Here is a 1,075-nt window from a genome sequence, read left to right on the forward strand (position 1 = left end):
GTACTACGCGGCGAAGAGCGAGCACGAGCGGGACCGGCTGCTCTCCCCCGAGGGCCTCCTCGAACGGATCCTGACGACCCGCCTGCTGGAGCCGCACCTCGGCACGCCCGGGCGAGCGCTCGACCTGGGCGGCGGCACCGGTCCGTACTCCGTGTGGCTGGCGGAGCTCGGCTGGGACGTCTCGCTGGCCGACCTGTCCCCCGAGCTGCTGGCCATCGCCGAGTCGTCGCTGCCCGCCGGCACGGTCCAGGAGGTGGTCGAGATCGACGCCCGTGACCTGTCGCGCTGGGCCGACGGGACGTTCGACGCGGTCCTGTCCCTCGGCCCGATGTACCACCTGTCCGACGCGCACGACCGCGCGCTCGCCGCGTCCGAGCTGGCCCGTGTCACCCGTCCCGACGGGCTCGTCGCCGTCGCACTCATGCCGCGGTACACCTCCGTCCGGCGGGTGCTCTCGCTCCCCGACGAGCGGTGGCAGCTGGCCGACCCGGCGTTCGTCGACCGGCTGCTGGACGAGGGCGTCTTCGAGAACGCGGTGCCCGGTCGCTTCACGCACGTGCACGGGGTGCAGCCGACCGAGGTGTGCCCGTTCTTCGAGTCGCACGGGTTCTCGTCGCTGCTGCTGGCGTCGACGCACGGGTTCCTCACCGGAGTGGAGGGCGGGTTCGAGGCGTTGCGGGTCGAGGACCCCGCCGCGTACTGCCGGCTGCTCGACCGGGTGGTGGAGACGGCGTCGGACCCCGGCACGCTCGCGACCGCCGGCCACCTGCTGTACGTCGGACGCAAGATCGGTGCGCGTGCGGACACAGACCAGGCATGAGGCGCGCCCTGGTCGTCGTCGTCGCGTGCGTCGCGCTCGCGGGCTGCGCGGGTGCTCCTGCCGAGCCCTTCCCGACCAGGCTCGACGCGACGTTCTCGCTCTACACGCACTGCGGCATCCACGAGCTGAACTACGGCGGCGACTGGTACGTGCGGCAGGGCGGAGTGCTCGACGACGGCTCCGGCAACCCGCCGGCCGGCTGGGACAACCCGTCCCAGGTGGGCACGCTCACGGTGACCGGCGACGAGGCGGTGT

At 73.0% G+C, this 1,075-nt stretch carries 2 protein-coding genes; both read left to right on the forward strand.

From position 1 onward, the window contains the following. A partial coding sequence (locus AC1DUQ_RS21925; RefSeq protein WP_477074661.1) for a class I SAM-dependent methyltransferase occupies nucleotides 1–820 on the forward strand: 820 nt, incomplete at its 5' end. After that, a partial coding sequence (locus AC1DUQ_RS21930) for a hypothetical protein (RefSeq protein WP_477074662.1) occupies nucleotides 817–1,075 on the forward strand: 259 nt, incomplete at its 3' end. The genes AC1DUQ_RS21925 and AC1DUQ_RS21930, both read left to right, overlap by 4 nt.

Source organism: Cellulomonas sp. P4_B5_2, assembly GCF_056402235.1.